The 25,644-nt window shown below is 68.4% G+C and carries 15 protein-coding genes and 1 tRNA gene; 3 read left to right on the top strand and 13 right to left on the bottom strand.

Features of this window, described 5'->3' with window-relative positions:
• Positions 1-31: 31 nt before the first annotated feature.
• From AC1DRO_RS07940 to AC1DRO_RS07880, 13 genes are all read right to left on the bottom strand, one after another.
• Positions 32-2,773 carry a LuxR C-terminal-related transcriptional regulator gene (locus tag AC1DRO_RS07940; protein ID WP_476950434.1) on the bottom strand — a complete coding sequence of 914 codons (2,742 nt, stop codon included), beginning with the start codon at positions 2,771-2,773 and terminating at the stop codon, positions 32-34.
• A 283-nt stretch (positions 2,774-3,056) separates the two neighbouring features.
• Positions 3,057-5,840 (bottom strand): LuxR C-terminal-related transcriptional regulator, encoded by a 2,784-nt coding sequence (locus AC1DRO_RS07935; RefSeq protein WP_476950433.1) that lies wholly within the window; start codon positions 5,838-5,840, stop codon positions 3,057-3,059.
• Entirely contained in the window at positions 5,818-8,562 is a 2,745-nt protein-coding gene (locus tag AC1DRO_RS07930) for a helix-turn-helix transcriptional regulator (protein WP_476950432.1), read from the bottom strand. Before AC1DRO_RS07930 ends, AC1DRO_RS07935 begins: the two co-directional genes overlap by 23 nt.
• 238 nt (positions 8,563-8,800) lie before the next feature.
• Positions 8,801-9,388, bottom strand: coding sequence for an aminoacyl-tRNA hydrolase (pth, locus tag AC1DRO_RS07925; protein WP_028276488.1), 588 nt, complete (start codon positions 9,386-9,388; stop codon positions 8,801-8,803).
• Between the two features lie 156 nt (positions 9,389-9,544).
• Entirely contained in the window at positions 9,545-10,144 is a 600-nt protein-coding gene (locus AC1DRO_RS07920) for a 50S ribosomal protein L25/general stress protein Ctc (protein ID WP_476950431.1), read from the bottom strand.
• A 264-nt stretch (positions 10,145-10,408) separates the two neighbouring features.
• Positions 10,409-11,389 carry a ribose-phosphate diphosphokinase gene (locus tag AC1DRO_RS07915; protein WP_018774662.1) on the bottom strand — a complete coding sequence of 327 codons (981 nt, stop codon included), beginning with the start codon at positions 11,387-11,389 and terminating at the stop codon, positions 10,409-10,411.
• 5 nt (positions 11,390-11,394) lie between these two features.
• Positions 11,395-12,921: a bifunctional UDP-N-acetylglucosamine diphosphorylase/glucosamine-1-phosphate N-acetyltransferase GlmU gene (gene glmU / locus AC1DRO_RS07910; RefSeq protein WP_476950430.1), complete on the bottom strand. Its 1,527-nt coding sequence runs from the start codon at positions 12,919-12,921 to the stop codon at positions 11,395-11,397.
• A 43-nt stretch (positions 12,922-12,964) separates the two neighbouring features.
• Positions 12,965-13,036: transfer RNA gene (locus AC1DRO_RS07905), tRNA-Gln, on the bottom strand.
• A gap of 864 nt (positions 13,037-13,900) precedes the next feature.
• A complete protein-coding gene (locus AC1DRO_RS07900) occupies positions 13,901-15,730 on the bottom strand; it encodes an ABC-F family ATP-binding cassette domain-containing protein (RefSeq protein WP_476950429.1) in 1,830 nt (609 codons plus the stop codon).
• Positions 15,731-15,802: 72 nt separating this feature from the next.
• On the bottom strand, positions 15,803-16,765 hold the full coding sequence (locus tag AC1DRO_RS07895) for a 4-(cytidine 5'-diphospho)-2-C-methyl-D-erythritol kinase (RefSeq protein WP_028276492.1): 963 nt from the start codon (positions 16,763-16,765) through the stop codon (positions 15,803-15,805).
• An 81-nt stretch (positions 16,766-16,846) separates the two neighbouring features.
• Entirely contained in the window at positions 16,847-17,686 is an 840-nt protein-coding gene (gene rsmA, locus AC1DRO_RS07890; protein ID WP_476950480.1) for a 16S rRNA (adenine(1518)-N(6)/adenine(1519)-N(6))-dimethyltransferase RsmA, read from the bottom strand.
• A gap of 203 nt (positions 17,687-17,889) precedes the next feature.
• On the bottom strand, positions 17,890-19,035 hold the full coding sequence (locus AC1DRO_RS07885) for a ubiquitin-like domain-containing protein (protein WP_476950428.1): 1,146 nt from the start codon (positions 19,033-19,035) through the stop codon (positions 17,890-17,892).
• Between the two features lie 304 nt (positions 19,036-19,339).
• Positions 19,340-20,227, bottom strand: coding sequence for a TatD family hydrolase (locus AC1DRO_RS07880; RefSeq protein ID WP_476950427.1), 888 nt, complete (start codon positions 20,225-20,227; stop codon positions 19,340-19,342).
• 178 nt (positions 20,228-20,405) lie between these two features.
• Here AC1DRO_RS07880 and AC1DRO_RS07875 point away from each other — a divergent pair, with 178 nt between their 5' ends.
• Genes AC1DRO_RS07875 through AC1DRO_RS07865 form a run of 3 tightly spaced genes read left to right on the top strand, consistent with a single transcriptional unit; the run spans position 20,406 to position 25,641 of the window.
• Positions 20,406-21,563, top strand: coding sequence for an AAA family ATPase (locus AC1DRO_RS07875; protein ID WP_476950426.1), 1,158 nt, complete (start codon positions 20,406-20,408; stop codon positions 21,561-21,563).
• A 14-nt stretch (positions 21,564-21,577) separates the two neighbouring features.
• The gene (locus tag AC1DRO_RS07870) at positions 21,578-23,119 is read left to right on the top strand and encodes a DUF58 domain-containing protein (protein WP_476950425.1); all 1,542 of its coding nucleotides are present in this window, start codon (positions 21,578-21,580) and stop codon (positions 23,117-23,119) included.
• Positions 23,116-25,641, top strand: a complete 2,526-nt coding sequence (locus AC1DRO_RS07865; RefSeq protein WP_476950424.1) for a transglutaminase TgpA family protein — start codon at positions 23,116-23,118, stop codon at positions 25,639-25,641. The genes AC1DRO_RS07870 and AC1DRO_RS07865 overlap by 4 nt, the downstream gene beginning before the upstream one ends.
• The last annotated feature ends 3 nt before the right edge of the window (positions 25,642-25,644 follow it).

Below are 25,644 nucleotides of genomic sequence, written 5' to 3'. Positions count from 1 at the left end.
CGTCCGGGCTGCCGCCTGCAGTCTGCCGGGCTCAGCCGAGCCTGGCGCTGTCTGCCGGAGTCGAGATGACATCTTTAAGTTCCGATCGGCTGGCGACGTGCAGCTTCGAATACACCTGATAGAGGTGTCCCTCCACGGTGCGGACGGATACGTGCATCTGTTCCGCGATCTTGCGGTTGGACGTACCGGCAGCGGCCCGGACCGCCACTTCACATTCCCTCGCCGTCAGGGTTGAGGTTGTGAGCGACCGCAGCCCGTTCTTCGGACTGCCTAACTTGTCATCGAGGGACTGCTGCGCCCGCTGGGCGATCCGCAGCGCGATGCGGTTGCCGGCGTCGTTTGCGCAGCCGACGGATTTCCGCACCGCGTCCCTGGCGAACACGGTGTTGCCGCATGCCTCAGCTTCCTTGGATGCTGCCAGTAACTGTTCGCTGTCAGCCTCGCGCATGCCTTCGGCCAGCCGTGAGCACAGGGCCGCGAATTGTCCGGTCACCCTCCCGCTCAGGCTGCCGAGCTTCTGGCCCGCCTGGCGGTCTCCCAGCCGGGCCGCGGCGGACTGGAACAGTAGCGCGGGGGCCAGCGCTGACGTTTCGGCGTCGTTGCCCGCTTCGGCCGAGAGCGCGCGGATGGACGTTGCCCTCTGGCCGAGCTCGGCCTGGGCCGAAAGTTCGAAATAGCGTGTGAGCCGTTCCACCAGCCAGGCCGCGGGCGGCCGGGCCTGGGCAAGATCGTCCAGTAGCAGGCCAGCCTGTTCCTCTTCGCCCTGGAGTGCGGCGGCATAGGCACACACGGCGGCGGCCAGGCCGCCGAAAGCGTCGGGATCCTGCGCCCGGAGCTGCCACCGGCCTGCCTGGAGCCGGGACAAGGCGTCGTCGAGGTGTCCGGCATGCAGGTCCATGACGCCGTGGCCGATCTCAAACATCCCGCCCAGCCTGGTCTGGGGCTCTGCGCCGCTGTACGTGTCCTCGAGATAGACGGACGTTTCCCTGAACTTGCCTGAGAGCAAAAGGAGGAGGAGGAATCTGCCCCTGATCTCACGAACCGCATGGTCCGTGAGCCGCACGCCGGCTGTGGCCGCCAGGATCTGCTTTCCAAGTGCGAGCGCCCACACGACGTTGCCGGTGACGGCCAGGGCCTCGCTGCGCACGCTGGCGGTCAGGATCCTTGGTTCGCTGCCCAGGTCCCCCGCGTCCACGCCGTCGGTTATGGCCAGGACCTCGTCGTAGCGCCCACGGAAAGCGGCGAGTTCAGCCTCCGCCAGACGCAGCCGCTCCCGGGCTGCAACTGCAACTGAACTCTGCGCGGCGGGCTCGGCAGCCAGCCGCTCGGCGAACTCCTGTATCCGGGCTTCGGGGTCGGCGCCCGGGGCGGTGCTGCGTTTGTCCAGTTCCACGCGCAGCAGCTGCAAGGCGGTCCACTCGGTCAGGGGAAGCTTGGCGCATGCGCCGTCATCCAGTGCCTCCAGAACCCGGCGTGCGGACTCCTCGTTGTTCACCGAGACGTGGGCATTGACTGTTTCGATGGCCATCAGGGCGGCGGGTTCGCTTCCTTCGACCTCCTGGACAAATCGCAAGGCGGCCGCGTGGTCGGATGCACCGTTCGCGGCGCGGGCAGCGGCCAGGGCGACCTCGGAGCTCACCTCTTCCCCGCAGTCCAGAGCCCAGGCGACGCCGGCCGAGCCGCCGGTGTCCAGCGTGTCCGATTCCTGGAGCACGGCCGTGAGCCGGCGGCGGAGTTCGGCGCTGCGCCCGGGCGGGACCACGTTGGCGACAATGCCGGCAGTCACCGGATTGGCGATGCTGACCATCGGCGGATGATCGTGGGTGACCCGGATCAGGGCCCGCTCCTGGAGCGCGTCCATATCCTGCGGGTTGGCGATGAGCATGAGGGTCTGCAGCGGGACTGCCCCGGCGAGTGCCAGCAGTTCAAAGACGTCGCGCTGGCCGTTGCCGAGCCGGTTGAGGCGCGCCTTCACGACGTCCCGGATCTCTCCGGTCAAGGCGATGGGGCCGTTCCCCAGGAACCACACACCGTCCTGGCGGACCACTGTGCCCAGCTTGATCTGCTCCCGGGCCAGGGAATGGAGGAACAAGGCGTTGCCCCCGCTCGCACTCCAAAGCGCCCGGGCAGCGGTCAGGGAGAACCGGCCGCCGTATTCGTGGTGCAACGTTGCTGCCGTCTCTGCGAAGTCGAACGGTCCGAGGTCCACCCGTCGGAGCAGGTCATCCTTCCACAGGCCCATGATGTCCCCGCCGATGTGCGGCATGTCAACGCACGCCGCCAGCAGCGTGACATGGGACCCGGCGCTCAACTGGGCCACCATCATGCTGGAGAGCTCGTCGAGGTCATGGGCGTTGTCCACGAAGAGGACGATTGGCCGGCCTTCGGATTTGTTGTGGAGCAGCTGGGTCAGTCCGCGCAGCACCATCAGCGGGTGCTCGAGGTGGGAGGCGTCGAGGTCGTTGAGCAGGACGCTCAAGGCCCCGTAGGGAAGCTTTGAGGATATGGAGCTGCCCCTGACCTGGACTACCAGGTACTCGTCGCCGAGCTGCTCCAGGGCGCGCTGGGCGATAAAGGACTTGCCGGCCCCGTGGTCGCCCACGAGTACGATGCCGCAGCCGGAACCCGACGTCAGGGTCTCAACGATGTCGGCAACGACCTCCTGGCGGGTGAAGGGTCGGTCCTTACTGCGGCCATGACCGTTTCTTTGCGCCGGAAACACTATTTCTGTCTGGCCGCTGCCCGCAGGCAAGCCGGCGTCTTGCTGGAACATATAAGAGACCTTCGCAATCAAAGTGTGAGCGGTGATACCTCAACGGTAGGGACTACGCGTATTTTCGGGATGCGTAAGTAGTACTCGATTACCTAGCGAGTATTCCGCCGGCTCTACGTAGCTGTACTCAGTTGGGCCGGCGCTGCCGCAAGGCCCAGACCAAGTAGTTGCAATCCCGCTGCACGTGTCCGGCGCCGGTAGCGGCCCGGACACCGGGGAAGCGGCCCGCCACGGCCGGCCGGCCGGCGGACACGGCCCCACGCGGCCTCTCCCTTGCTTGCCGCTAGTGCCCGCCGATACCGGGAAGCTGCTCACGGCCCTTGACGTTGAGTTTCGCGTAGCTGCGGTAGAGATGGCCTTCAACCGTGCGCACGGACACCTGGAGCTCTGCGGCAATCTGCCGGTCAGTGAGGCCGCGTACCGCCAGCGCCACAATGTCGCGCTCGCGGCGGGTCAGTATGCCGAGCGAGTCATCGTTCTTGGCCGCTTCGTCACCGGGAAGGTCATCGGCCCGGTCCAGGCACCGCTTCCGCTGGGAATTGGCCATGCGCTCCCTGAGGGTGTCGCCCGCGGCCCGGTAGGCGTGCGCCGCGGCGTCGTAGGCGAGGGCGGCAAAGGCCCACAGTTCCGCCTCCTCACAGGTTTTCGCGGCCTCAAGGAGGTCTGCGGCGTTGTCCGTGCTGATGGCTGCGGCGTAGGCGCAGATCGCGGCGGGCCTTGGGCCCTCGAGCCCGGCCCGGAGTTCGAGCAGCCTCGGCGCCGAGTCCGTGTCCCCCAGGGCCAGGCAGAAGGCCAGCGCGTCGAGTTCGAGCCCGGCGGTGTCCACGTCCGGGTACGGGCGGCCGAGCCGCTTCAGTTCCGCGATAGCACCCGGGTAGTTCCCGAGCCGGGCCTTTCCATAGACCACGGCCATCGCGGCCAGCGAGCGCATATACCGCGGCAAGGCCGCGGGTGCTGCCTCGAAGTCGGCGAGGAGTAGCTCCGCCTTCGTCTGGGCACCAACTTCGGCGGCTGCCGCGAAGGCCATGGCCGCCGTGAGCGCGAACAGCTGCTGGGGGTCGGTCAACCGCAGCGCTTCGAGCGCGGCACCTAGCGTGTTCAGGGCCTGGGCGGCCTTGCCCTGGTAGAGCAGGATGATGCCGTGCGCCGCGTGCACTCCCCCGCCGAAGGAAATCAGGTTGGGCCCGGATCCGGCGACGAAGCCGGTCAGGAGGCTTTCCGCCCCCTGCCAGTCGCCGGAGTGGATTGCGGCGGCCGCGGATCGGACCACGAGGAAGTCGGTGAGGAAGTAGAGCTCATCGTGATCGGCCCCGGCGGCCTCGATGGCCCGGGTCATCGCGGCGAGGGCGCTCAGTCCCTTGCCGCCGGCCAAGAGCCGCTCCGCGTCGAGGCAGAGCCGGAACGCCTGTACGAGGGTGTTCGACGGCGGGGCATTCGACGGCGGGGCGTTCGACGGCGGGGCGTTCGACGGCGGGGTGTTCGACAGTAGCGTGCCGGCAGCCGCGTCCTCGGCGGACGCCGCCGCGACCGGGGCTGCGGCGTACTCGCCCGCCAGCGCCAGGACCATGGCTTCCAGGATCTCCAGCCGCTCTTCCGTGGCACGGTGAATGGCTTCGGCGTCGTCCGGCCGGGCCGCGGCGAGGCGTTCGGCGGCGCGTCGAAGCACCTGTGCCCGCTTGATGATCTCTGCCGGCGTGTGCCCCAGCGCAGACATCGTTGCGGCCCACAGGAGGGATCCGGCCAGGAGCCCGGGGATGCTGTTTCCCTGCCCGAAATCGGCGTCGAGGATGTCCCGGGCCGCCACGTAGTCGGAGGCGTTGTAGCGGGTCCGTGCTATCACGGCGCGGGCCGCCATCTGCAGTTCCGGATCCTTGACGAGGACGGCAGCCTTGCGGGCGAGCTCGTCCTCGTAAAGCCGGCTCGCCAACACGGCCGCCCTCAGGAGCTGACGGTCCTCGACCTCCGCGCCGCATTCGATCGACCAGCTCACTTGCCGCAGCAGTCCCTCGGCAGACGTCGGCTCGCTGTCCATCTTGCGCAGCAGGCTCTGCCGAAGCTGCAGGCTCCTGGCCGGCGAAATCAGGTTCCGCAGGGTGTCGCCGTACACGGTATGCCACAGCCGCAGCTCACCCGTCCCGTCGTCCGTGACCCGGATCAGTTCGCTGTCGATCAGTGATCCCACGGCCTCTTCGCCGGCCACCGACTCGATCAGTTCCCGGGACACCGGTTCGGCCAGCGCCACGAGGTTCAGGGCCTGGCGTTCTTCCGGCGAGCGCAGCAGCAGCTGGCGGCGCACGACGTCGGTCAGCCGGTCACCGTGGCTGTTCAGGTGCCGGGTGAACAACCAGACACCGTTGCGCCGCAGCAGCGTCCCGTCGTTCCTGGCGTCGTCCAGGAGCCCGTTGAGGAGCATCGGGTTGCCGCCGGAGGCCTCCCAGAGGATCTCGGCGACGTTTGGCAGCACTTGCGAGCCGAGCTCGCCCTCCAGCATCTCTGTGGTCTGCGCGAGGGTGAGCGGGCGAAGGTCGTGCCGTTCGGCGATGCCTTCAAACCAAAGCTGCAGGAGCGGTTCCGGCAGTCCGGGCCGGGCCGCCGCGCCCACGAGCAGTTTCGCCCAGCCGGCCGCCGCCAGCTCCGCGAGGATTCCGGCCGTCGCCTCGTCGAGATCGTGTGCGTCGTCAACGACCAGCAGAAGGGGCTTCTGGGTGGCCCGCTTCTGCTCTTCCAGATGCGCCCACAGGGTCCTCAGCACGGCCAGCTGCGATGTTGCTTCCTGGACCGGCAGTCCGACGATGAAGGGGCCAAGGACACCGTAGGGCACCTTGGTCAACGAGGCGCTGCCGTGGATCGGCACCGGCGTCACCTCCGGGCCCAGCTCCCCGACGACGGCGTCGATGAGCCTTGATTTGCCCATCCCGCTGTCGCCGAGGACGAACACGGCCACATGGCTGCCGCCCTGGAGGGCTTCCACTGCCGACATCAAATCTTCCGACCTCCCGGTCAAGGCGCGGGCCGGCGCCGTGCCGGGGTTCCCCGCCGGCCCCCTAGATGAGTCCAAGCAGATCACTTCGCGAAGAAACGCCGAGCTTCGTGAACACCTGGTACAAGTGGCCCTCCACGGTCCTGACGGAAATGCCCACTTCCAGGGCGATGTCCTTGTTGGAGACCCCGTTCCCGGCCAGGGTGGCGATTTGCCGCTCCCGGTCTGTCAGCAGCGGACCCTTGTTGCGCGGCATGACAGGCAGCGCCGGCACGGACTCCGAGAGGCTCTCCAGCATGCTGTAGGCGGCGTTGGCGCTGGCGGTCAGCCCGGCGCCCTTCGCGAAGTCGAATGCCAGCGCGGCGCACCGGGCCTGGACGGCGTCCAGTTCGAGCCCCGCGGCCTGCCCGGCGGCTTCGAGCATGATCGCGGCGTCCTTCTTCCGGCTGCCGAAGGCGACCGTCCGGGACAGCTCGGCCAGCGGCCCCTGCCGCAGCCCGGCGATTTCCTCCATGAAAAGAAAATCCTTGACGGTGCCGTTGACGGTGGCCCCGAGCATGCAGATGCCGGCCAGAGTGTAGCGGCCCTTCCGGAAATGCTCCTCCGCGGACCGTATCAGCCGATCCTTGGCCTCGGGGTCACCGAGCCACCGCGACGCCATATCCATGCAGAACTCGGTGGAACTGCCGACCGTGAAGCGGGCCGGGCCGTCAGCCGAGCGGGCCCGGTCCAGGTAGATCGTGGCCTGAACCGAGTTGCCGGTCTGGGCGTAGGCAAAAGCAGTGGCGGCGTATGCCTGGCGCAGGGACTGCAGGCTCGCCCGGACCTCCAGCTGGGCGATCGCGGCCAGCAACGGATCCAGAGCCATGTACCCGCGGCCGGCATAGACATAGGCGAGTCCGACGGCGAGGTCCGTAGCGGCGCTGCCGGAATGCAGCCCGTGCCCGGCCCGGCCGCTCGCGTCCTTAAGCATGTCGATGGCCTGGCGCCACAGGCCCGAGAGGAGCAGCACGTTGAAAGAGCGCCAAGCGAAGTTTTCCCGGATGCGCGGCACGTTGGACCACTCGCCCAGCTGTCCGCCGATTTCCCGCATGAGTTTGCGGGCGTCGAGTTCGTGACCGGTCATGGACCAGGCCTCCATCAGGATGATGGCCGACCTGAGCCGGTGCACGGGATCGGCGCCGGGCACGTCCGTGGTGGCAGCGGTGGTAAGCCGCTCCATCATGGGCTCGAAATCCCCGATGAAAGAGAAATAGTTGAACTCGCACAGGTCCAGGCAGAGCCCCGCCCGGGCAAGCGCCGCAAGAGCGGGGGACGGCTCGTCCAGACTCAGGTCCTGGAGCCGGACCCTGGCCTGCCCGAGCAGTTCGGGGACCTGGCCGGAGCGGTCATCCAGCCACGCCATGCAGTCAGCCTTCGCCGCGATGAATTCGGCGAAGTTCTCGGCCGCAAGGCCGTGGACCTGCCGTTCGGAGACGTCGTCCAGCGCGGACATGGCCTGCAGGGGCAGGCCGAGCTGGAGGTAGGCGGCCGATTTCTGGAGCTGCCCTTCGGCCCATTCAGGATCAGAGGGAGAAAGACTGCCGGCGCATTTGAGTGCAAATTTCGGGTCGAAGAGCTTGACGGCGGCACTGGCAGCCGCCACGGCGTGCGCGGGGGCCAGCTGGGCGTGGCAGTCGTGGGTCCACGCCGCGTAGGCCAGCAGGTCTTCGACTGTCAGCTCGTCCAGTTCATGTTCCTGGTGCCCGGGGACCTTGTCCCGGAGCTCCAGCCGGCGCTCCACGCTGAGCCAGTTGCGGACAATGTCGCCGAGGTAGCGGTCGCCCAGCGTGACGAGGTGCCGGTCCGCGCGGTCGACCACGATCTGGCCGGCCTCTTCCATGTCGGCGATGACACCGGGGCTGTACATCCTGGCGAGCCGGGACAGGGGCAAGGTCCGGGCGCAGGAGAGGACGTCGATGACCTCCCGGGCCTCGGGTGTTTCCCTGGCATACCTGGCCCGGACAATATCCTCCAGCGCCGTGCGGCCATCGAGCACAACCTCATCGAGCAGTGTCCACACGGATCCGGACAGGACAAGGTTTCCGCGTTCGATTTGTTCGGAGACGACGGCCTGCAGGAGCGTGGGGCTGCCGCCGACCAGCTGGTGCAGCTGGCTTGCGAGGGCGGTCGAGACCCGATGGCCCAAAGCTGACTGCAGGACCTCCAGCGTCTCGAGCTCGGTCAGGTTGGCGAGCCGGACCTCGGCGAGCTGGCCGGAAGTGATGAGCCAGTAGAAATCGGGCGGAAGGTCAGTGGTGCGCTGGGCCGTTGCGATCAACCGGGCGGTCCGGGTCTGCAGCAGGTTGAGCAGGACCCCGGTGCTGAGTTCATCGAGGGCACCGGCGTTGTCGAGCAGGATCACGCACTGGCGGCCGGCGGCGTCGTCGCGGATCAGCGAGGTAATGCCGTGCAGGATGGCGGTCGGCGAGCCCAGGGAACTCTGCGGGAGCCGCGCAAGGGTGAAGGCGAGGCAGCCGTACGGCGTTGCCGACCCCGGCCCTGAACTGCGGAGCTGGATGGTGTACACCTCGGGGCCGAAGCCCGCGAGGGCGGTCCGGCCGACAAGCGTTTTGCCCACGCCGCGGTCGCCCGTGATGACGACGCCCATCCGGTCCTGGGCAAGCAGTTCCTGGCGGACGCGCTCGGCATCAGCGTTCCGCGCCAAACCGGACCAGCCGTGTCTCGCGACCTGACCGGCAGCATGTTCTTCTTCGGCGGGTGCCAATGTAGTGGAAACATTCCCCCAGCCCAGCGAATCCCTCGACATGTAGTTTCCTTCGTACCGCTTTGCAGACAGCAACCCCGGACTGCCCACTTAGAAGTAGCGTATCCCTATCCCCCGACATGAGAGTAGACAGATCATAGCTGGAATGCGGAAAGCTTGGAAAGGAAACACGTAATCCGCATGCAACTTAGTCGCCGGCCGCCTGCCGCGGGCCCGGGCCGGCCCGCGGTCGTGGCATTTTGGCTCCGTGCTGTTTTGCCTGCGTATACGTCCGGGAGGGCTACGTCGCCTTGGCGGGGTGGAACTTTTGTTGGGCGGCGGTGAGGCCGTCCCGGACCAGGACTTCGACGGCGTCGGCAGCTGAGTCGATGAGGAAGGGCAGTTCCTTTTTCTCCGGCGCGGAAAAGTCACGCAGGACAAAGTCCGCGGTCTCCATCCGTCCGGGCGGACGCCCGACGCCCACCCGCACGCGCAGGTAGTCCTTGGTGGCCAGGGCCTTGGAGATGTCGCGCAGTCCGTTGTGGCCGCCTTCGCCGCCGCCGATCTTGAGCCGCACGGTGTCGAAGGGGATGTCGATCTCGTCATGGACGGCAATGACATGGGCCGGATCGATGCCGAAGAACTGGGCCAGGGCAGACACCGGGCCGCCGGAGACGTTCATGTATGACAGCGGCTTGGCCAGCACGATCCGGGGTCCGCCGATGCCCAGGCGCCCTTCGAGGACCTGGGCACGCGATTTGTGCGATTTGAAGCCACCACCGACGCGCGAGGCGAGTTCGTCCAGGACCATCTGCCCGACGTTGTGCCGGTTGTGGCTGTACTCGGATCCGGGGTTGCCAAGGCCTACGATCAGCCAGGTGTCGGTCATGGGTCAGTCCTTCGGTGGGACGCGGCCGGTAGGACACGGCCAGTGGGGCGGGTCAGGTGGGCCGGGTCAAGTGGGCGCGTACGGCGCGGGCTACGGCACCGGAGACGAAGGCGGCCGGGCCCCTGAGGGACCCGGCCGCCGTCTAATTCGCCGGAATTACTCGGCTGCTGCTTCGGCTGACGGTGTGGCTGCTTCGCCCTCTTCGCCCTCTTCGACGTTTTCGGTGGCCTCGGAGATGTTGACGACGAGTGCTTCGGGGTCGGCCAGCAGGGTGGAACCCTTCGGCAGGACGAGGTCGGAAGCGTGGATGTGCTCGCCGGCGCTACGGCCTTCGATGCTGACCTCGATGGCGGTCGGCAGGTGGGTTGCCTCGGCTTCGACGGAAACGACCGTCATTTCCAGGTTGTGGACGTTGCCCGGAGCCAGCTCGCCGCTGAGGTGAACGGGCACGTCAACGGTGACCTTCTCGCCGGTGCGGACGGTCAGCAGGTCGAGGTGCTCGATGATCTGCTTGATCGGGTTGCGCTGGATGTCCTTGACGAGGGCCAGGTGCTGCTCGCCGTCGATGTCCAGGGTCAGCAGGGCGTTGGCGGTGCGGACGGCCAGGGTGGTGGCCTTCGCCGGCAGGGTGATGTGGATCGGCTCGGCGCCGTGGCCGTAGATGACGGCCGGGATCAGGTTGGCCATGCGGGCGCGGCGGGCGAAGCCCTTGCCGAATTCGGTGCGGACTTCTGCTGCGAGCTTCTGCTCAGACATGGATATCTCCTCGTGGGATTTCAAGCTGTGGGACTAAACGGTGTTCAGCAAGGGCGGAGGTCTGTTTACGACCTTCAACGCCGGGCTGCCGTGCGGCGGCCCTTCAGAAGGAGATTCAGACCCAGTCGATTACGGAGACCAGCAGTCCGGGTTCCGAATAATTCACATCAATACGGAATGCCGGCGCTCTCCCTCGCCAAGGTTTCGGTACAAGGCTACCAGCGGAGGGACCGGTTCCTGAAACCGGGCCCTCCGCCGGCCGGCTTAGGCCTGGCCGTCGAACAGGCTGGTGACGGAGCCGTCGTCGAACACTTCACGGATGGCGCGGGCGATCAGCGGCGCGATGGAGAGCACGGTCAGCTGCGGGAAGCGCTTGTCCGCGGTGATCGGCAGCGTGTTGGTGACCACGACTTCGCGGGCGCCGGACTCGGAGAGCCGGCGGGCCGCCGGATCGGAGAACACGGCGTGGGTCGCGGCGATGATGACATCCTTGGCGCCGGCGTTCTTGAGCACCTGGACGGCGCCGGAGATGGTTCCGCCGGTATCGATCATGTCGTCGATCAGGACGCAGGTGCGGCCTTCAATCTGGCCCACGACCGTCTTGGAGACGGCCTGGTTGGGCACGGTGAGGTCCCGGCTCTTGTGCACGAACGCCAGCGGCGCGCCGCCGAGGCGCTCGGCCCACTGCTCGGCCACGCGGACGCGGCCGGTGTCCGGCGAGACGACAGTGACCTTGTCCGAGCCGACCCGGGTGCGGATGTAGTCGGCCAGGAGCGGAATGGCCATCAGGTGGTCCACGGGGCCGTCGAAGAAGCCCTGGATCTGGGAAGTGTGCAGGTCCACACTCATGATGCGGTCGGCGCCGGCGGTCTTGTACAGATCGGCGACGAGGCGTGCCGAGATCGGCTCGCGGCCACGGCCCTTCTTGTCCTGCCGGGCGTAGGGGTAGAACGGGGACACCACAGTGATGCGCTTGGCGGAGGCCCGCTTGAGCGAATCGATCATGATCAGCTGTTCCATGAGCCAGTTGTTCAACGGTGCCGGGTGGGCCTGGATCACGAAGGCGTCGGTGCCTCGGACGCTCTCGCCGGCCCGCACGTAGATCTCGCCGTTGGCGAAGTCGTAGGCATCCAGGGGCAGCAGCTCGGTGCCGAGCTCCTTCGCGATCTCCTTCGCCAGCTCAGGGTGCGCGCGCCCCGCGGCCAGCACCAGCTTCTTCTCGCCGTGTGCCGTAATTTCGCTCATGATTGCTAGCCCTCTTCTGTCGGTGCCGGAGTAGTGGAGGATGTTGGGGCGGCGCCCGCGGCGGAATCCACCGAGGCAGCGGCTTCGGCCAGGGCGGACTCGGCCAGGCCGGCGGAAACGGAACCGGGGCGGTTGGCCACCACCCAGCCGTCCGAGTTCCGCTGCTGGGCCAGGGTGACGGCGAGGGCGCCGGCCGGGACGTCCTTGCGGATGATCGCACCGGCGCCGCTGTAGGCGCCGTCACCCACGCGCACGGGGGCCACGAACACGGTGTTCGAACCGGTGCGCACCCCCGAACCGATCACCGTACGGTGCTTCTTCTCGCCGTCGTAGTTGGCCGTGATGTTGCCGCAGCCGATGTTGGTGTCTTCGCCGATCTCCGCGTCCCCGGCGTAGCCGAGGTGGGACAGCTTCGAACCGCGGCCGATCGTGACGTTCTTGGTTTCGTAGAACGCGCCGATCTTGCCGGTCTCGCCCAGGACGGTGCCCGGGCGCAGGTAGGTGAAGGGGCCCACGCTGGCGCGCGCCCCGATCGTGGAGCCGGAGCCATGGGTGCGGATCACCGTGGCGCCCTCCCCCACCGTGACGTCGGTCAACGTGGTGTCCGGGCCGACGACGGCGTCGCGCGCCACCATGGTGCTGCCATGCAGCTGGGTGTTGGGCAGGAGCCGGACGTCCTCGTCGAGCGTCACCGTGGCGTCGATCCACGTCGTGGCGGGATCCACGACGGTCACGCCGGCGCGCATCCAGGCTTCGAGGGTGCGGCGGTTGAGTTCAGCGCCGAGCGCCGAGAGCTGGACGCGGTCGTTGGCGCCCTCCACCTGCCAGCGGTCTTCGGTGACGACGGCGGCGACGCGGCCGCCCGCGGCGCGGGCCAGGGCCAGGACATCGGTGAGGTACTTTTCGCCCTGGGCGTTGTCCGTGGTGACGTCGACCAGCGCGTCGCGCAGGACGGCGGCGTCGAAGGCGTAAATGCCTGAGTTGACCTCACGGATTTCGCGTTCGGCGCCGGTGGCGTCCTTGTGTTCGCGGATTCCCGTGACGGTTCCGTCTTCTGCGCGGAGGATGCGACCGTAGCCAGTGGCGTCCTCGAGCACGGCGGTGAGGACGGTGACGGCGTTGCCCTCGGCCTCGTGGGCGGCGACGAGCTCTCCGAGCAGGCCACCGGTGAGCAGCGGGACGTCGCCGTACGTGACCACGACCGTTCCGCCCAGTCGTCCTTGGGGGTCGAGCGTGTCGAGCGCTTCCAGTGCCGCCTCGACCGCGCGGCCGGTGCCTGGCACATCGTCCTGGTCCACAATCAGGGCTTTCGGATCGAGGGCGGAGACGTGTGCGGCCACGAGGTCGCGTTCATGCCGGACCACCAGGGCCAGCTCGCGGGGGCTGATACTGCGGGCCGCCCGGAGCGCGTGGCCGACCAGCGAGCGGCCGCCGATCTCATGGAGAATCTTGGGGGTACGGGATTTCATCCGGGTACCGGCCCCTGCAGCTAGTACGATCACGGCGGCTGGGCCAGTATTCTCGGGGCTCACGTATTGGCTCTCCTTGCTTGGTTGCGCAGTGTGTCTCGCCAAGTTCCGCCCATAGGACTCGAACCTATACTCCACGGCTCCAAAGGCCGGGGTGCTGCCATTACACCAGAGCGGACCGTGCCCAGGCTTGACCTGTGGCACGAGAATCAATTCTGCCACGAAGGTTGATGCTCGTGCGACTCAGCGCCGCGGAAGGGGGCGGGCAGGCGCGGGTGGGCGCGGGTGGGCGGCGCCACGGGACATGCCCAATCTTGGTCTGCGCGGCGGGACATGTGCCGCGGGATTCACGAGCTCCGCGGAACGTGCCTTCCCCGGGGCACGCGCCGAGACCCCGTCCCCTAAGCGGGACATGCCCAGCGTTGGTTCCGAGCGGTGGACATAATGCCAATATGCCCATCCCTGGCCCGCGCCGAGGAACATGCCCAGCGGGAATTCAGCCCTCCAAGGGACATGTCCAGTGTTGGTCTGCGCGGCGGGACATGTGCCGCGGGATTCACGAGCTCCGCGGAACGTGCCTTCCCGGGCGTGCGTAGAGACCCCGTCCCCTAAGCGGGACATGCCCAGCGTTGGTTCCGAGCGGTGGACATAATGCCAATATGCCCATCCCTGGCCCGCGCCGAGGAACATGCCCAGCGGGAATTCAGCCCTCCAAGGGACATGTCCAGTGTTGGTCTGCGCGGCCGGACATGTGCCGCGGGATTCACGCACTCCGCGGAACGTGCCTTCCCGGGCGTGCGCAGAGACCCTGGTTCCAATGCGGAACATGCCCAGTGTTAGTCCCGAGCAATGGACATAATGCCAATATGCCCATCCCTGGCCCGCGGCGAGGGACATGCCTAGCGGAAATTGAGCCCTGCGAGGGACATGCCCAGCGGAAATTCAGCCCTGCAAGGGACATGTCCCGTGGGTTTTGAGGGCTGCGAGGGACATGTCCAGCGGCGGGTGCTCACGCTGGACATGTCCCGGGATGGGCAGGAGGCTACTCCCCCAGCACTTCCAGGGCCTCGAGCCATTCGAGTTCAAGGGCTTCGCGTTCGCCGGCCAGTTCCTGGAGTTTCGCGTTGAGCCCGGCGAGCTGGTCGAACTTGCTGGCGTCCCCGGCCCCGGCGGTCATCTGGGCGTGGATCTTGTCTTCCTGCTGCTTGAGTTTGCCCAGCTGGCGGTCGATCCGGTTCTTGGCCTTGCGGGCGTCGCGCTTTTCGGCCTCAGAAGGGCCGCTGGCGGCGGGCGCGGATCCCCCGCCCGCGGAGGTGACGGGGTTGCCGCCGCCGGTGATCGTGGAGCCGGCCAGAGCCCCTTCCCGCAGTTCGAGGTACTGGTCCACGCCGCGCGGCAGGGCGCGGATCTTGCCGTCACCAAGGAGCGCCATCTGGTGGTCCGTGACGCGCTCAAGTAGGTAGCGGTCGTGGCTGACGACGACGAGCGTGCCGGGCCAGCCGTCGAGCACATCTTCGACGGCGGCGAGCGTGTCGGTGTCGAGGTCGTTGGTCGGCTCGTCAAGCATCAGCACGTTCGGCTCCCCCACGAGCAGGCGCAGGAGCTGCAACCGCCGGCGTTCGCCACCGGAGAGGTCCTTGACCGGGGTCCACTGCTTCTCGTTGGTGAAGCCCAGCTGCTCCACGAGCTGGCCGGCGGTGAATTCCTTGCCGCCGACGTTGAAGGAGCGCTTTTCCCGCTCGATCACTTCGATCACGCGCAGATCCGAGACGTCGTCGAGTTCCTTGACCTCCTGGGTCAGGACCGCGGTGACCACCGTCTTGCCGCGCTTGACCTTCCCGGAGGTGGGCTGGATCTCGCCGTTGAGGAGTTTGAGCAGGGTGGTCTTGCCGGCGCCGTTGACGCCCACGAGGCCCAGCCGCTCCCCGGGGGCGAGGCGCAGCGTGATGTTGTCGAAGAGCTTCTGCCCGGGCTCGCCGCCGAGGAAGTCCAGCGAGACGTGCTCGAGGTCCAGGACATCCTTGCCCAGCCGGGCGGTGGCCATCTTGCTCAGCGCCGTCGAGTCGCGCGGCTCGGGGACGTCCGCGATCAGGGCGTTGGCTGCCTCGATCCGGAACTTGGGCTTGGCGGTGCGGGCCGGGGCACCGCGCCGGAGCCAGGCGAGTTCCTTCTTCACGAGCTGCTGGCGCTTGCTTTCCATCACGGACGCGGACCGGTCCCGCTCGGCGCGGGCCAGGACGTAGGCGGCATAGCCGCCGTCGAACGGGTCCATGATGCCGTCGTGGATTTCCCAGGTCTTGGTGCAGACTTCGTCGAGGAACCACCGGTCGTGGGTGACCACGAGGAAGGCGCCCTGGTTGGCCCGCCAGCGGGTCTTCAGGTGCCGGGACAGCCACGCGACGCCTTCGACGTCGAGGTGGTTAGTGGGCTCGTCGAGCATGATGACGTCGTGGTCCTCGATCAGCAGCTTGGCCAGCGCCACACGCCGCTTCTGCCCGCCGGAGAGCGCGTGGACGTTGGCGTGCCAGTCGACGTCGGACACCAGCCCGCCCATGACTTCGCGGATCTGGGGATTGCGGGCCCACTCGTAGTCGGCCTGGTCCCCCACGATCGCGGCGCCGACGGTAAGGTCGCCGTCGAGCACGTCGCTCTGGTCCAGGTAGCCGATGTTGACCTCGCTGCGCTTGGTCACCCGGCCGGAGTCCGGGGTGGAGCGCATGGCCAGCAACCGCATCAGGGTTGACTTGCCGTCACCGTTGCGGCCCACCATCCCGATCCGGTCGCCCTCTTCAAGGCCGAGGGTAATGCCATCGAGGACGGTACGGGTTGCATACGAGACCGTGAGGTTCTCGCCGCCGAGCAGGTGTGCCACTGGGAACTGCTTTCTTAGGTGTATCGGTGAAGTGAAGCTGTGAAGTCATCGGATGCGGTGCGTCAAAAGCTCCTAAAGGAGCGTATCGGAGATGATCCGGGCCCCGTGCACCGGCCCGTGCACCGCCATGGCGTCGAGGCTGTGGTGCCGCAGCTCTTCGGCGAGCCCGGCGGCCGCGGCGGGGCTATGCGCGAGGAACGCGACGGTGGGTCCGGAGCCGGAGACGATGCCTGCGATCGCGCCGCAGGCCTCGCCGCGGCCCAGGGTCTCGCGCAGGCCCGGGGCCAGTTCGATCGAGGCGCGCTGGAGGTCGTTGACCAGGACGCGGCTCAGGGCGTCGGCATCGCCGCTGCGCAGAGCCGTGAGCACGCCGGGATCAACGGCGTCGGGTTCGTCCACCGCCAGGCCCTCGGCCGCGCGCAGGCGGTCCAGGGTGCGGTAGACCTCAGGGGTGGGCAGGCCGAAGTCCGCGCTGACCAGGACCCAGTCCGTCTGGGCCTTGACCAGGGCCGGCGAGAGGTCATCACCCAGGCCCAGTCCGACGGCGGTGCCGCCCAGCAGCGCGAAGGGAACATCGGCGCCGAGCTCGGCGGCCAGGTGGGCCAGCTCATCGCGGGACAGTCCGCTGTTCCACAACGCGTCGCAGGCCAGCAGGGTGGCGGCGGCGTCGGCAGATCCGCCGCCCATGCCGCCAGCCACGGGCACACGTTTGGTGATCTCCAGGTGGACACCCGTGGAGTGTTCCGAGACGTCGGCCATGATGGCGGCGGCTTTGTAGGCCAGGTTGCGGTGATCGAGCGGAATGTCCACCCCGTCGAGGTCCACGGTGCTCGCGTCACTGATGCTGACGGTGATCTCGCCGGTATCGGTGCTGGTGGCGGCAATTTCTTCGTAGAGCGAGACAGCCAGATAGACGCTCGCCACGGAGTGGTAGCCGTCAGGCCGCAGCGGTCCGACATCCAGTGAGACGTTAACCTTGCCTGGAGCTTTCACCCGGACGGTCCTCGCGGCAAAGCGCCCTCTCACTGCGTTCATGGCTCCACGCTATGGCATCGCGGCCCGGGCTCCAAGCACGCAACAGCCCCCGGCGGCGCCCATGCAGAGCTCACAAGGAGCTCAGGAGTCCGGTTGTCCGTGGGCTTCGGCGATTCTGGCGAACGCCGCGATGTCGATCACTTCGCCGCGTGCGGTGGGGTCGACGCCGGCGGCCCGCAGGCAGCGTTCGGCCTCCGCGGCGCTGCCGGCCCAGCCGGCCAGCGCGGCCCGGAGCGTCTTGCGGCGCTGCGCGAAGGCGGCGTCGATCACAGCGAAGACCTGCTCCCTGGTGGCGGTCGTGACGGGGGGCTCCCGGCGCGTGAAGGCGACGAGTCCGGAATGGATCTTGGGCGCTGGCCAGAAGACGTTCATGCCGATCACGCCGGCCTTGCGCATGCTGCTGTACCAGGCGGCTTTGACGGATGGAACGCCGTAGGTCTTGGAACCGGGCCCGGCCGCGAGCCGGTCGGCGACTTCATCCTGGACCATGACCAGGCCGTGCTGCAGGCTCGGGAAGTGCTGCAGCAGGTGCAGCACCACGGGAACGGCCACGTTGTAGGGAAGATTCGCCACGAGCGCGGTCGGCTCGACGGGAAGTTCGGTGACCCGCATGGCGTCGGCCAGGACGAGGTGGAAGTTCCCGACGGCGTGCGGACGCCACTCGGCCACAGTGGCAGGCAGGCGCCCGGCAAGGACCGGATCGATCTCGACGGCGACCACGCTGCGGGCGGCGTCCAGCAGGCCAAGGGTCAGCGACCCGAGTCCGGGCCCGACTTCCAGGACGGTCTCATCGGCCCGGATGTCGGCCGCGTTCACGATCCGCCGGATGGTGTTGCCGTCGATCACGAAGTTCTGCCCGAGGGTCTTCGTGGGCCGCACGCCGATTTCCTCTGCCAGCCGGCGGATATCGGAGGCACCCATCAGCGGTGCGGGCGCCGCTCCGGGCAGGCTTTCGGGGGCGGAGGGGCTCGGTTCAGTCACCTAGGTATCCTATCCCGGCGCCGGTACGCCGCAGGCCGGGTCCGGAGGGAATCCGGACCCGGCCTGTGCACTCCCCCGGCTGTGGTCGGCAGCCGCGGGAGTCGGGCGTTCAGTGGCGGGCGGTCAGCCGCCGGTCGGGCCTGTTAGCTGGAGGCCGCCCAGCCGCAACCCCAGGGCTGCAGTCCGCGCTGGGCGTAGACCCGGTTGGCGACGGCGATCTGCTGGGCCTTGGTGGCGGCCGCGGCGTTCGGGGCGTAGGCGCCGCCGCCCGAGCTGAGCCAGGTACCGACGTCAAACTGCAGGCCTCCGTAGTAGCCGTTGCCGGTGTTGGTGGACCAGTTGCCGCCGGATTCGCACTGGGCGATCTTGTCCCACATGCCCTGGTTCATCATGGCGGGGGCGGCCGCACCGGTGTTGGCGGCGGGCTCGGGCTTTTCCTTGGTGCCGACAGTGACCTTTTCGGTGACGGGCTGGACGCTGACGGTCTCGGACACCAGGGTCCGGGAGGCTTCCCGGCCATCCACGAGGACCAGCTTGAAGTTCTTGCTGGTGGTACCGGCGACGCCGGCCTGGGTAACCTTCTTCTCACCCTTGAACATGTCAGCACTCTCGGTGGTGAGCGTTTCGAAGGCGACGGGCTCGGTGGTGTTGGCCGTCTTGCTGACGTCGACGCGGGAGACCTTAATCACCATGTCATTGACCACCGGAGCGTTCCCGGGCTGGGAGACGCGGTCGCTGGCCCCGAGCGAAAGCCCGGCGTCCTCGAGCACTTTGGCGACTGTGGCCGCCGTCGTGGTGGTCGCTGCCGCCTTGCCGTCCGCAACGAGGCTCACCTTTTTAGGCGTCGAGATGGAGACGAAGGAGCCCGAGACGGCAAGCTGGGCGTCCTTGGGCACGGAGACCTGCGAGGCGCTGGCCACGCCGAGTTCGGTCACGAGCCCCTCGACGGTGGGTGCGGTGGTGGAGATGGTCCGTTCGGCGCCGTCCAGGCTGACCTTGACGGCCTTGGCGAGGTTGACGTTGATGACTGACCCGTCCTGCACGTGGGCGTCCGCCGAAGGCGACACCCTGTCAGATGGCTGCAGTTCAACCTTGGCACTCTTGACGACTTCGCCGACGGTTCCGCCGAAGGTCTGGACGGAGCTGACTTTGCCATCCACGTTGAGTGTGATCGTCTTGTTATTGCCGACGAAGGCCACGAGGCCCAGCACCAGTGCCACCAGCACCACGAGCTGCGTGCCAACCTTGACGAAGCTGAACTTGCCGTCCGATGTGAAGAACTTGACCACAATTGCCCGAATCTCTTGGACCTTCCGGGCACGGGGAAAAGTGCACGTGGCCATCCCCCGTGAGCGCGCCAACGGCGGCTCCGGACAGCGTCCGGAGCGTCACGGAACATGCGTGCACTGCCTCACCCAAAACGAGAGCGCGCATGTGGTTTGTTTGCCACAATGCACGCCCTGCTGGAGTGAAATTATCCGTAGGCCTTCCCCGACCCCGGCTAATAGTTGACCACTGTAATCGAAGCGTTATAAAGGAACCAAGAATTTGTGCATACCTGGTATCTATGCCGGGGAGCTGGATCAGGAAGGTTCAGTCCCAGGATCCGTATGCCCGCACCGTATTTGCGGCGATCTGGGCACACAGCCCGGAAAGCTCCGACCCAGTCACATCGGCCATGGCCCGCACGGTGTACGGAACCATGTAGCTCGCGTTGGGCCGGCCGCGATGCGGGTGCGGGGTGAGGAAGGGCGCGTCGGTCTCGACCAGGATCCGGCTCGGCTCAGCGATAGCCAGCGCTTCCCGCAGGTCCGTCGCGTTCTTGAATGTCACAGTTCCGGCAAAGGACATGTACCAGCCCTCCGCGTTGCAGGTCCGGGCGAGCGCCTCGCCGCCGGAGAAACAGTGGAAGACCACCCGCTCCGGGGCCCCCTCTTCGCGCAGGACCTGGACGACGTCGTCGTGGGCGTCGCGGTCGTGGATTTGCAGCGTCAGTCCGAGCCGTTTGGCGATGTCGATATGGCGGCGGAACGAATAGCGCTGGTGGGCCAGGCCCTCGCCCTCGGTCCGGAAGAAGTCCAGGCCGGTCTCCCCGATCGCCCGGATCCTCGGATGGGCGGCAAGCTCCTCGATCTCGGCCAGGGCCTCCTCCAGGCCGCCGCGCCGGGCGTAGCCGGGGGCGTCGTTGGGGTGGAGGGCAACAGCGCCCAGGAGCCGTGAATCGAGGTCGACCGCGTTGACCGTAAACCGGGACGATTCGAGGTCGCAGCCCACCTGCACGGCGCCTTGGACGCCCACGGCGGCGGCGGCATCGAGGGCATCCTTGATGCCCACCTCGAGCTCCGCGTCGGGAAAGTCCAAATGCGTGTGGTTGTCCATGACCGGCACGGGAAGCGGTTCCGGTGCGGGCGGATACCCGCTGCGTCCGGTACCGTCGTTTCCAGGCGACCGGAAGGGGACGGGAGTGAGGGGATTGGGCATTCATCCACCCTAACCGGAGGCCAGATTTCCCCGGAACTCTCTGTCAGGGCCGGCAGTTGTGTTAGTAGTCTGTTAATACTCTGTAATTTCCCCGTTAGGAAACAGGTGAATGCCACTGCGGGGCCCCGGCCGCCGCGGGCGGTCAGATCCGGGACCCACCAGGGCTGAAAGGCTGCCGATGGATTACCACCGCACTTCCGTAGACGACATCCTCCCCCAGGGACAGAGCCTCCCGGGCCGCGCGTCCTTGGACCCAAACGCAGCCGGACAGCGGCCCCCGCGGCATGAACTGCCGGCCATGGATGCCGACGCTTTCCACTCAGCCAGCACCCGGATCCTGACGGCGATCAATACGGTCATCGACGGCAAGGCCGAAGCGGCCAAACTGGCGCTCACGGTCCTCCTCGCCCAGGGCCACCTGCTCCTCGAAGACGTCCCGGGGGTGGGCAAGACGCTCCTGGCGAAGACGCTGGGCCGCACCATCGACTGCTCCGTCAGCCGGATCCAGTTCACCCCGGACCTGCTCCCGTCCGACGTCACGGGCGTGTCCATCTACAACCAGGCGACCCGGACCTTCGAGTTCCGGCACGGCGCGGTGTTCGCCAATATCGTCATCGGGGACGAAATCAACCGCGCCTCGGCCAAGACCCAGTCAGCCCTGCTGGAGTGCATGGAGGAGCACCAAGTCACGGTGGACGGCACGTCCTACCGGCTGGATGAGCCCTTCATGGTGGTGGCGACGCAGAACCCCATTGAGATGGAGGGCACGTATCCGCTGCCGGAAGCGCAGCGGGACCGCTTCATGGCCCGGATTTCCATGGGCTACCCGGACCGTGAGTCCGAGATGGAGATGCTCGAAACCCACCAGGCCTCCTCTCCGCTGGCGCGTGTGACGGCAGTGGTCACCGCGGCGGAAGTGGCCGCCATGATTGCCACGGTGCAGCAGGTGTACGTGTCCCGGTCCATCAAGGAATACACCGTGGCCCTGGGCCGGGCCACGCGGGAAAGCGGGCTTCTCCGGCTCGGCGCCAGCCCGCGGTCCATGCTGCAGCTCCTGCGTGCGGCGAAGGCCACCGCCGCGCTGGAGGGCCGGGACTTTGTGCTGCCGGACGACGTCGTCAGCGTCGCCGAGGCGGTGCTCGCCCACCGGATCATCCTCGACCGCAAGGCGGCCAGCGCGGGTGAGACGCCGCAAAGCGTCATCCGGGCCATCATCGCCAAGATACCCGTCACCCCGGACGTGACGGCCTCACCCAACGGAACCGGCGGCTCTGGCCGGAAGAAGGCCTCGGCCATGGCAGCCGCGCCGCCGCCCAACGTGCCCAATCCGCGCTAGGGAATGGCTCCGCCGTGGCGATAAGGGATCGGTTCCCCGGGCACTTCTTCAGCAGCCGCGGCTGGGGCCTGCTCGGCGCGGGTGCGGTGTCGCTGCTGGCCGCGCAGATCATGGGGCGCCGGGACCTGCTGGCCCTGGCCGTCCTGCTGCTGGTGCTGCCGGTGCTCGCCCTGGCCGGAACCCGGGTCCTGAAGCCGAGGTTCCGGGTCTACCGCGAATTCAGCCCGTCGCCGGTTGAAACGTCCGCCCGTGCCACGGTGCGGCTGGCCGTCGCGCGGACCGGGGCGGGCACAGGCCACGCGGTCATGGAGGAACACTTGCCGGCCCGGTTCGGCGAATCGCCTGTCTTCCGGTTCCCGGCCCGTGCGGCAGCCGGCGGCACCAGCCGCTATGAGTACCACCTCCGCTCGGCCCGGCGAGGCCAGTTCCTGATCGGGCCCGTCACGGCGGAATTCAGCGATCCCTTCGGGCTCTCCTTCCACCGCCACGCGATTGACGACGGCGACCTCCTCACCGTGACGCCCGCCGCCATCGAGCTGCCGGAGACCGGGCTCGCCGGTGCCCGCGGGCACGACGGTGTCACACCCACGCGGGCCCGGGCCAATCCCAGCGACGACGACGTCATGACCCGCGAATACCGCCACGGGGATCCGCTGCGCCGGGTGCACTGGGCCGCGACCGCCCGCCACGGGTCCCTCATGGTGCGGCAGGAGGAATCCGTCACGACCCCCGAGGCGACCATCATCCTGGACCAGCGGCTCTCGGCCTACCCCCACGGGGTGTTCGGCCACAGTGCACATTCCTCCGGCGGCCACCCGGGCGGCGGGGAGGGGGACGGCCACGACCTGCTGACCTCTGATGCCTTCGAGTGGGCTGTCACGGCGGCGATGTCGATCGGGGCCCACCTCGCGGAACGCAACTACTCGCTGCGGTTCCTGGACAGCGCGGGCGCGCCGGCCTTCCGGAATTCGCCGTCCGCTCCCGACCCGGAAGCCGAGGAATACACCGGAACGGCCGGGCTGCAGTCCATCGCCGAAAGCCTGGCTGCCATCGAGCTTTCCGGCCCGCACCACACCCACCTCCACAACCACCCGCGCCGTGACCGCACGGCGCCCCGCCCCCAGGCCCGCCCGCAGGAGGCCGCGACGGGAACCAGCACCGGATCCTCCGCGCCGGGTGGATTCCGCTCCGGGGCCGGTGCAGGCACCGGGAATGCCCCGCACGCCTTCGACGACACCCTGATGGACAAACTTTCCGCCCACCGGCTGCGCGGACCTGTCCTGGCGGTCCTGGGCAGCCTGACCCCGGCCGAGGCCCGGGCGCTGTCCCCGGCCGCCGGGTTCGGCGCGAACGCCTTCGCGCTGCTGGTCACGGACCGGGCACAGGACTCCGGCGAAGTGCCCGAGGTGCTGGAGGCGCTGCGGCTGGGCGGATGGCGGGCCCTGGCGGTATCCGCCCAGAGCTCGCTGCCTGACGCCTGGGCAGCCTTCGACCAGGCAGACCCGGGGATGTCCGCCGGGGCCGACGTCCGCCGCGGCGTGGGGGGCCGGCCATGACCCTCGCCCCGCAACGCAGCCACGGCACCGGCACGGCCGGCGAAGAAGAACCGACGGCCCTCTCCCCCGGTGCGGCGTCCCGGCCGGACGGACCCGGCGCCCGGCCCTGGGTGATGGCGACCGCCGTCGCGGTGGCCGTCGCGGGCGCGGCCCTCGGATTCAACGGCGTCCTGCGGGGCTGGGCCTGGTACTCCCCGGTGTTCAGCACCGTCCTCTCCGTTGCGTTCTCCCTCGCGGTGCTCCGGTCCCTGCGTGCCCGGCCCTGGCTGGTGACCGCCGGCGGCCTGGTGGCCCTGATCGTGGCCGTGACCTTCATCTTCTTCCGGCAGCACAGCATTTCCGGGTTCATCCCCTCCCCGGAGACCGGGAACTACCTGGGAAAGTTCCTCCGGCGGGCCAGCGAAACGGTCCTGGCCGAGAGCACCCCAGTGGCCCCCAACGCCGGAATCGTCATGCTGATCTGCGCGGTCCTCGGGCTGCTCGTGATCCTCATCGATGCCCTGGCGTTCCCGCTGGCGCTGCCGGCCACGAGCGGGCTCGGGATCCTGGCAATCCTCGTGGTCCCGGCCATGGTCAAGCCGCAAAGCGTGGGGGTGCTGGGGTTCGTGGGCGCCGTAGTCGGGTACCTGTTGATCCTCGGCTGCAGCCATTGGTACACGCCGGATACCCGCACCCTGGCCGACACCGCCCGCAACCCCGGACAGCTGCGGCGCGGCACGGTCACGGCCGTCGCGGCGCTGACCCTCACGCTGGTGCTGCAGCTGGTCATCCCGGGTTTCGACCAGGGCACGTTCCCGCAGGGCTCGCGGCTGAACCCGTTCGGCGGCGCCACCGGCCTCAATCCGATGATCAGCCTGGGCAACAGCCTGCGCAGCCCCTCCGGCGAGGGCCGGATCACCTTCGCCACGAACGCGCCGACGACGCCGTACCTGCGCTCGGTGACGGTGGACACCTTTGACGGCGATGCCTGGTCACCCGATGACCGGGAGTCGAGCCGGCAGCCGGGAACGGGCCGGCTCGAGGCCGGGCATGAGACCGCCCCGGCCGAGCTCCGCGTGATTACGGCCGTCAACACCGGCCAGTACACGAGCCCGTACCTGCCCGCGCCGTATGCGCCGGAAGCTGTCAACGGCCTCTCAGGGCGCTGGAGCTGGGACCCCGCCACGCTGAGCATCAAGGGTGTGGACACAAATTCCCGCGACCAGCAATATGTGGTCTCGTCCGTCACTCCGCAGCTCACGGCAGCGCTGCTGGCGGGCGCTTCCGGGCAGGTGCGCGGTGTCCCCGAACTGTTCCTCCGGGAACCGTCGAATGTTCCGGAGGTTGTGCGCAGCACGGCTAAAACTGTGACGGCGGGTGCCAACTCGCCGTATTCGCGGGCCATGGCCATCCAGAGGTATTTGCGCTCCGCCGAGTTCACCTACTCGCTGCAGTCCCCCGTGCAGGGCGGCTACGACGGCAACGGCCTGTCCGTGCTGGCGGACTTCCTGACCCAGAAGAGCGGCTACTGCATTCATTTCGCCTCCGCCATGGCCGTGATGGCCAGGCTGGAGGGCATTCCGAGCAGGATCGCCGTGGGCTACGCGCCGGGGCGCCCCACCGGGGCCACGGTGGCGGTCTCGGGCCAGGGCCCGCTTCCGGAGTTCGAGGTCGATGCCCGGGACGCCCACGCCTGGCCGGAGCTCTACTTCCAGGGCGTCGGCTGGGTCGCGTTTGAGCCGACGCCATCCCGCGGCGTCGTTCCGGCGTACGCCACGGATGCCGCCGCACGCAGCGGTGCCAGCACCAACGACCGCAACGACGCCCTGACCCCCGGTGACGGATCCACCCAGGCACCGTTCCCGGCCCCCGGCACGGTTCCGCTTCCCGGAGCGGGCACGCCGGCGCCCAGCGGCGCGCAGGCGGCACAGGCGCTGTACGGTGTTGCCGCGGCGCTGCTGCTGGCGCTGCTGGTGGCCTCCCCGCGGCTGGTGCGCAGCGGCGTGCGGCGCCGCAGGCTAAGGACGGCGGCCCGCGGCAATCCCGGCGCCACGGCCGGGACGGCGCTGCCGGCCTGGGCGGAACTGCGGGATCTGGCCACGGACTACGGGGTGGCGCCCGGAGCGAGCGAAACGCCGCGGAATTTCTCCGAGCGGTTGCGCGCCTCGACGGTTTTCGGGGAACCCGGCGGTGCGGACGGGCCCGGCCAGCGGGCCGCGGCGGCCCTGACCGAGGACTTCGAACGTGAGCAGTACGGCCGCCCGGGCGGCGTGGCCGGCCCGGCGCGGGCCGCAGGCTCCGCGGATCCGGCCGACTCCGCCGCGGCCAGGATCGCCCAGGTGCAGTCCTCGCTGCGCGCCAACGCCGGCTTTCTGGTCCGGCTACGCGCGGCCTGGCTGCCGCCGTCGGTCATGGCCGGCTGGCGGCGCGCCCTCCGGCTGCCCCGCGGGTTCCTCTCCCGGACAGCACTACGCACCCGGCGGGGGTTCGCGGGATCCTGGGGGAAGATCCGCAACTCCGTCCGCCGGGTGCGCCGCGGGTAGCTG

Source organism: Arthrobacter sp. P4_F11 (genome assembly GCF_056401395.1).
Note: the sequence above shows the minus strand (reverse complement) of the source record. Positions and strands in the feature narration are given on the sequence as shown.

Excerpts from the sequence above, each read along its gene's own strand:
- AC1DRO_RS07915 (WP_018774662.1), bottom strand. The coding sequence starts at position 11,389 with ATGAGCGAAATTACGGCACACGGCGAGAAGAAGCTGGTGCTGGCCGCG.
- AC1DRO_RS07875 (WP_476950426.1), top strand. The coding sequence starts at position 20,406 with ATGGATTACCACCGCACTTCCGTAGACGACATCCTCCCCCAGGGACAG.
- AC1DRO_RS07865 (WP_476950424.1), top strand. The coding sequence starts at position 23,116 with ATGACCCTCGCCCCGCAACGCAGCCACGGCACCGGCACGGCCGGCGAA.
- AC1DRO_RS07930 (WP_476950432.1), bottom strand. The coding sequence starts at position 8,562 with ATGTCGAGGGATTCGCTGGGCTGGGGGAATGTTTCCACTACATTGGCA.
- AC1DRO_RS07895 (WP_028276492.1), bottom strand. The coding sequence starts at position 16,765 with ATGAACGCAGTGAGAGGGCGCTTTGCCGCGAGGACCGTCCGGGTGAAA.
- AC1DRO_RS07920 (WP_476950431.1), bottom strand. The coding sequence starts at position 10,144 with ATGTCTGAGCAGAAGCTCGCAGCAGAAGTCCGCACCGAATTCGGCAAG.
- AC1DRO_RS07880 (WP_476950427.1), bottom strand. The coding sequence starts at position 20,227 with ATGCCCAATCCCCTCACTCCCGTCCCCTTCCGGTCGCCTGGAAACGAC.
- rsmA (WP_476950480.1), bottom strand. The coding sequence starts at position 17,686 with ATGGGTGCCTCCGATATCCGCCGGCTGGCAGAGGAAATCGGCGTGCGG.
- pth (WP_028276488.1), bottom strand. The coding sequence starts at position 9,388 with ATGACCGACACCTGGCTGATCGTAGGCCTTGGCAACCCCGGATCCGAG.
- AC1DRO_RS07940 (WP_476950434.1), bottom strand. The coding sequence starts at position 2,773 with ATGTTCCAGCAAGACGCCGGCTTGCCTGCGGGCAGCGGCCAGACAGAA.